Source organism: Pseudoalteromonas sp. PAR1, from assembly GCF_947311895.1.
In the GTDB taxonomy this organism is placed as follows: Bacteria; Pseudomonadota; Gammaproteobacteria; order Enterobacterales; family Alteromonadaceae; genus Pseudoalteromonas; species Pseudoalteromonas lipolytica_C.
Map to the genome: position 1 here is coordinate 1 of NZ_CAMZMY010000045.1, position 6,788 is coordinate 6,788.

Genomic DNA, 6,788 nt, shown 5'->3' on the forward strand with positions numbered 1-6,788 from the left:
TGATAGCTGATAGCTGATAGCTGATAGCTGATAGCTGATAGCTGATAGCTGATAGCTGATAGCTGATAGCTGATAGCTTTTACTTGGAGGTTCTATGTCTGATTTGGTTTTTTCTGATTCGTTTATCGACGGTGACTTTTACTCTACGAGCCAGCGTTTTAGTGTAGATAACCCCGCAACCGCAGAGTCGATTACTCAGGTCTCTGATATTGATGAAGCTGGAGTTGAGCAGGCTTTAAAAAGTGCTGACGAGGCATTTAGCAAACTAAAGCAAACAACTGCAACCGAACGTAGTGAAACGCTGCGCCGATGGTATGAGTTGGTTATTGAGCACAAGCAACAGCTTGCTGAGTTAATGACTAAAGAGCAGGGTAAGCCTTTAAAAGAAGCCTTGGGCGAAGTGGAATACGGTGCAGGCTTTATTAAATGGTTTAGTGAAGAAGCAAAGCGTAGTTATGGCGACACAATTCCTGCTACTGACAGCAAGCATCGTTTAACAACGATAAAGCAACCAATTGGTGTGGTGGCTGGTATTACACCTTGGAATTTCCCGATTGCCATGATCACCCGTAAAGTTGCACCCGCTTATGCCGCGGGTTGTAGTTTTGTGATTAAACCTTCGGAGCATACGCCATTGTGCGCTATTGCCTTAGCCTATCTTGCTGATAAAGCAGGATTTGTAAAAGGATCGCTGAACGTGGTGGTCTCTGAAAACGCAAAAATGGTGGGTGAGATCATGACCGAGTCGGAGCGTGTACGTAAGTTCACATTCACTGGCTCAACCGGTGTAGGTAAGCAGTTACTATCGCAGTGCGCTTCAACCATTAAGCAAACGTCTATGGAACTTGGCGGCAATGCCCCGTTCATTATTTTTGATAATGCCGATTTAGATGAAGCAGTTGCAGGCCTTATGGGGGCTAAATTTAGAAACGCAGGACAAACCTGTGTTGCCGCTAACCGAATTTTTGTTCAGCGCTCAGTGCTTGAAACGGTGCTTGAGAAACTCACAGACAAAGTAGCTGAGTTAAAGGTAGGTAATGGTCTAGATGACGGGGTAGATATCGGCCCATTAATTTACCCTAAAGCAAAAGAAAAAGTGCAAACACTTGTGCAAGATGCAGTTGATAAAGGGGCGTCGTTGATCGGTGATAACAGCGAGCTTGAAGGTAGCTTCCAAGCACCATTAATTTTAACTGATGTTACTCCAGAGATGGATATTTATCATGATGAAGTGTTTGGCCCAGTTGTGAGCATAATCACCTTTGATGATGAAGAAGAAGTACTTCAGCTTGCGAACGACGTACCTTACGGTTTAGCCGCATATTTTTATAGTGAAAACATCAAGCAAGTTTATCGCGTAAGCGAAGCACTCGAATACGGCATGATAGGTATTAACGAAGGTCTCATTTCAAACCCAGTAGCGCCGTTTGGCGGTGTTAAACAGTCAGGCTTAGGTCGAGAAGGCGGTCACCAAGGTCTAGATGAGTACCTAGAAGAGAAGTATCTTTGTGTTAAAATTTAAGCCATCAGACTGATAGCTAAGTCCTTGCGCGCGAAATAAATTTCACGCCTACATTAAAGACAACTATTCGCACAAAGAGGATAAGAGGGCGCTACGCTTTAGAGGAAGTAAAAAAATGATCTTTTGGTTTCCTCATTCTTTTCTCATTCTCTCCTCTTTGTGCAATTACTTTCGCGCGAAATAAATTTCACGCCTACATTCAAGAGAACTAATCGCACAAAGAGGCTAAGAGGCGCTACGCTTTAGAGGAAGTAAAAAAATGATCTTTTGGTTTCCTCATTCTTTTCTCATTCACTTCTCTTTGTGCAAAATAAATTGAACCACAGAGAGCACAGAGGCGCTGCGCGCTACACAGAGAAAACCAAATTATCACAAAGAGATTATGAGGCGCTTCGCTTAAGAGGTAATATTCTTTTGGTTTCCTCGTTCTTTTCTCATTCTCTCCTCTTTGTGCAAAATATATTGAACCACAGAGGGCACAGAGGCGCTGCGCGCTACACAGAGAAAACCAAATTATCACAAAGAGATTATGAGGCGCTTCGCTTAAGAGATAAATATTCATTTGGTTTACTCATTTTCTTCTCATTGTGCAAAACATATTTGAACCACAGAGTACACAGAGGCGCTGCGCGCTACACAGAGAAACCAGTGATCACATAGATATTATGAGGCGCTACGCTTAATAGAAACATCTCTCTTTCTTTTCCTCTGTGCTCTCTATGGCCTCTGTGGTTAGAAAAAGATCTTTAATTCACAAAGAGAGTAAGAGGCGCTTCGCTTAAGAGATAAATATTTCTTTGTTTTACTCATTCACTTCTCTTTGTGCAAAAACATTTAAACTACAAACAACACAGTTCCCCTTCAAACTTGCCAGCTTACGGCCTAAAGCTATCAACTCCTCACCTTTATTTTCATAAAATGATAGCGCTGTCATTTTAGTTTTTATATGATAGGAACGAATTATTAACAAAAATGAAAAATAGTACGCAGAAATACCGTACACTCAGGGCATAAACGAGGAGAAAGTAATGGATTTTAAGAAGTCACTATTCGCGGTAATGCTAGCGACTGCGCCTTTAATGGCAAGTGCAGCATTAACTCAATCGCAAGTTGATCAGTTTGCGAAAGGCACCGAACTGCTGTTTTCGGTTGAAGATAACTTTCGTAATAAAGATGCGGGCTTTTTAGGAAAAATCACCCTCAATAATGGCTCTGATGTGGCGTTGCCTGCAGGCGAGAGCGATTGGCAGCTTTATATTCACTCTGTTCGTAAAATCTCAACCGAGCATGTCGCAGGCCTAAACATCGAACACGTTAATGGTGACCTTCATCGCATCGTACCAACGAGCTCGTTTAAAGGTTTAGGTGCAGGTGAAAGTATAGAGTTGCCGTTTGATGCGCAAGTATGGATTGTTGCTTACAGTGACTTTATGCCACGGGCATTTTTTGTTTCAGGTAAGAATAAACCTGCCGTATTTGCCAACACCGACACTGAAGACTTTAAACAGTTTGTTACGCCATTTACTCGAGAAAACCAGTTACGTCGTTACAATGAACCAAAAGATTTATCGGTTTTAGCAACGGCAAAAGTACGCTACGAACGAAATAACGCTGATAAAGTGTCGGTTAGTAAAGACGATGCCTTAAAGCGTATTATTCCGAAGCCTCGTAAAATTGAGTTTAATCGTGGTAGCGCAACACTTAATAATAATTGGCAAATCAGTTATCAAGGTCAGCTTAAACACGAAGTTATGGTGTTTATGCAAGACTTACAGGATGACTACGGCATTAGCCTTAAAGCACAGCCTGATCACATCAATATTGGCAAAGACAAAGTTATTCGCTTAAAAGTTGACCCTAAACTCAATAATGCAAAAGCTGAAAGCTATACCCTTGAGATTGACGATGAAGTTATCACCATCATAGGTAGCGATAACGCCGGTGTGTTTTATGCTATGCAAAGCTTATTGAACCTGATTCCTGCAAACAGCCAAGGCAGTGCCAGTTTACCGCAGTTGGAACTTGAAGACTCACCACGCTATGGCTGGCGTGGCATGCATTACGATAATGGCCGTAACTATCATGGCAAAGAGGCAATGTTCAAGTTAGTTGAGCAAATGGCTCGCTATAAAATGAATAAGCTACACTGGCACTTTTCAGAAGATGAAGGCTGGCGACTTGAGATCCCAGGCTTACCAGAGCTCACTGATGTTGGCGGTTATCGCTGCTTTGATTTAGAAGAGCGCGAGTGTTTATTAACTCAGCTTGGCACTGGGCCATTTAAATCAGGCTCAGGTAATGGTTATCTGAAACGTGATGAGTTTGTTGAGCTATTAAAGTTTGCTAAAGACCGCCATATTCAAATCATCCCTGAAGTTGAAGGCCCTGGCCATGCGCGTGCTTCAATCAAAGCGATGGAAGCGCGTTATCACAATATGTTAGAGCAAGCTGAGCAAGCGGCTAAAAACAATATTAAAACTCGCTCTGCAAACAAAGAAATTCAACACATAGATATGGGGCCAGCAACGCAATACTTGCTTACTGATCCTAAAGATAGCTCTGTGTACATGACGGTACAAAACTACAAAGATAACTCAATGAATGTGTGTATGGACTCAACCTACGCATTTTTAGATAAAGTAACCTATGAACTTCAGCAGATGTATCGCGAAGCAGGTGTTCAGCTAAAGAACCTGCATATTGGTGGTGATGAAGTCGGTGCTGGTTCGTGGATAGGCTCGCCAATCTGTCAGGCGCTATTTGCCGATCCTAATAACGGTGTATCTGGCCCAGCTGATTTAAAACCTTACTTCACACAACGTGTTGCAACCTTACTTGAAAAACGCGGTATTTCTCCAGGTATTTGGGAAGATGGCATCATGTATGACCGTGAAAACCCATTTAAACGAGATGAATTTCCTAATAAAACCTTTACCGTAAATACTTGGGATAACATTTGGGAATGGGGCGTTGCCGATAGAGCATACCGCCTAGCAAATGCTGGTTACCAAGTGGTGTTATCACACGGTACGCATTTGTACTTTGACCACCCATACGAAGCAAGCCCACAAGAGCGTGGTTATTACTGGGCAACTCGTTACACAGATACTAAAAAAGCCTTTAATTACATGCCTGATGACGTGTATGCAAATGCCGATTACACTCGCACTCGTGAGCCAATCGTTAATTTAGAAGCGTTGGTTGGTCGCCCGTTACCTAAACTTGAAAAGCCTGAGAATATTCTGGGTATGCAAGGTCAGGTATGGTCAGAAACAATCCGTACTGAAGATCAAGTATTAGCAATGATCTTCCCGCGTATTTTATCAGTCGCAGAGCGCGCATGGCATAAAGCCGATTGGGAAGGCGAAAACGTCGATAGTAAAAAACAAGCAAAAGACTGGGCTGAGTTCTCAAGTGCAGTCGGTTTAAAAGAGCTTAATAAGTTAGCTAAAGACGGCATCAACCTGCATTTACCAGTACCTGGCGGTCTGATTGAAGATGGTAAATTATACGCCAACAGCGCATTTGCTTATTTGAGTATTGAGTACAGTCTAGATAACGGCCAAAGCTGGCAAACTTACGTTGAGCCAGTAAAGGTTGATAATAATGCAAAAGTTGCTTTACGCACCCGCTTGAACGCACAGCAAACCAGCCGCGTAACAGTTGTTGGTGAGTAATGTTTTTGCGATAAATAAATGTGACGCTTACAGAAAAACTTAGGCGTCATTTTTTGTTTTCCTCATTCTTTTCTCATTCACTTCTCTTTGTGGAAAAAATTATTGAACCACAGAGTGGACAGAGGCGCTGCGCGCTACACAGAGAAAACCAAATTGTTGTGCTTCAATGAAACCGGACACTAATTTAGGTGGTATTATTACCACTCAAACAGAGGTGTTCTATGACAAAACAACGTCGCTCTTTTTCTCAAGAGTTTAAACTTAATTCAGCAAAATTAGTCCTTGATGATGGATACTCATTTCCAGAAGCCGCTCGTTCACTAGAAGTCGGTGAAACAGCCCTTCGACGTTGGGTTAAGCAATTACAAGAAGAGCGTGGTGGCACAACACCAAATTCTAAAGCGCTTACTCCTGAGCAGCTTAGAATTCAGGAGCTTGAAGCTAAAGTTAATCGGCTTGAAAGAGAAAAAACAATTTTAAAAAAGGCTACCGCTCTCTTAATGTCAGACGAGATAAACAATATTCGTTGATAGACCAATTAAGTGAGCATGAGTCAGTGGAAATGGTCTGTAGCGTATTAAATGTTCCGCGTTCGAGTTATTACGATTTTAAGCAGCGTGTGACATCAATTAAACTTGAAGAGGTGCAGCTTAGATCAACGATTAACGAGTTATTTTCACTCAGTCGTGGAGCTGCTGGTAGCCGCATGTTGGCGGTGATGCTAAAAGACGCTGATTTAACTGTAGGCGTTTTTAAGGTACGCCGTATCATGCGTGATATGGGGTTGGTCTGTAAACAACCAGGGCCTCATTCATATAAATTAGCGACGGCGGAACGACCAGATATTCCAAACAAACTTAATCGTGAGTTTAAAGTAAATAGCGCAAATCAAGTTTGGTGTGGGGATATCACCTATATTTGGACGGGTAAAAAGTGGTCTTATTTGGCTGTTATTATCGATTTTTTTGCTCGCCGTGTGGTTGGTTGGGCGATGTCTGACAAGCCTGACACTGACTTAGTTATTAAAGCATTAGATAGGGCTTACGAACAACGAGGCAAACCATCTGGACTGATGTTTCATTCAGATCAAGGTAGTCAGTACAACGCAAGAAGGTTTCAACAAAGACTGTGGCGCTACCGGATAGGGCAAAGTATGAGTCGCCGAGGGAATTGTTGGGACAATGCGCCAATGGAGCGTCTATTTAGAAGTTTAAAAACAGAATGGGTTCCCTCATTAGGTTATAGTAATTATCAAGAAGCTGAAAAAGATATTAGTAATTATTTGATGAATTATTATAACTGGCACAGGCCACATAGCCATAATCAAATGGTTGCCCCTGCTATAGCAGAAGAAAAACTTAATTCACTGTCCGGAATTAGTTGACCACAACAAAGAGAGCGCTGCACTTAAGAGAAAGTAATGTTTAGGTTTACTCATTCTTTTCTCATTCACTTCTCTTTGTGCAAAAAATTATTGAACCACAGAGATGTATGGACTCCCCTCCCACAGGGGGGTAACGTAATAAGCGACAAAACTTTTACAAAAGGAGTCCATACATGATGAATCTTAACGTTATTGCGATTGATTT

General features: G+C 42.0%; 3 protein-coding genes. All 3 read left to right on the forward strand.

Annotation, left to right across the window (positions count from 1 at the left end):
- Positions 1-94 precede the first annotated feature (94 nt).
- Entirely contained in the window at positions 95-1,522 is a 1,428-nt protein-coding gene (locus tag QL229_RS20425; RefSeq protein ID WP_281547358.1) for an NAD-dependent succinate-semialdehyde dehydrogenase, read from the forward strand.
- A 1,028-nt stretch (positions 1,523-2,550) separates the two neighbouring features.
- Positions 2,551-5,199 (forward strand): family 20 glycosylhydrolase, encoded by a 2,649-nt coding sequence (locus QL229_RS20430; RefSeq protein WP_281547359.1) that lies wholly within the window; start codon positions 2,551-2,553, stop codon positions 5,197-5,199.
- Between the two features lie 221 nt (positions 5,200-5,420).
- Positions 5,421-6,583 (forward strand): IS3 family transposase gene (locus tag QL229_RS20435; RefSeq protein ID WP_281547360.1). Its coding sequence is split into 2 segments (ribosomal slippage): positions 5,421-5,676 and positions 5,676-6,583, totalling 1,164 coding nucleotides; the frame shifts between segments, so codons are not numbered across the junction.
- The last annotated feature ends 205 nt before the right edge of the window (positions 6,584-6,788 follow it).

What these genes read in the sequence shown, in the direction of transcription:
- QL229_RS20425 (WP_281547358.1), top strand. Translation starts at nt 95, where the DNA reads ATGTCTGATTTGGTTTTTTCTGATTCGTTTATCGACGGTGACTTTTAC.
- QL229_RS20430 (WP_281547359.1), top strand. Translation starts at nt 2,551, where the DNA reads ATGGATTTTAAGAAGTCACTATTCGCGGTAATGCTAGCGACTGCGCCT.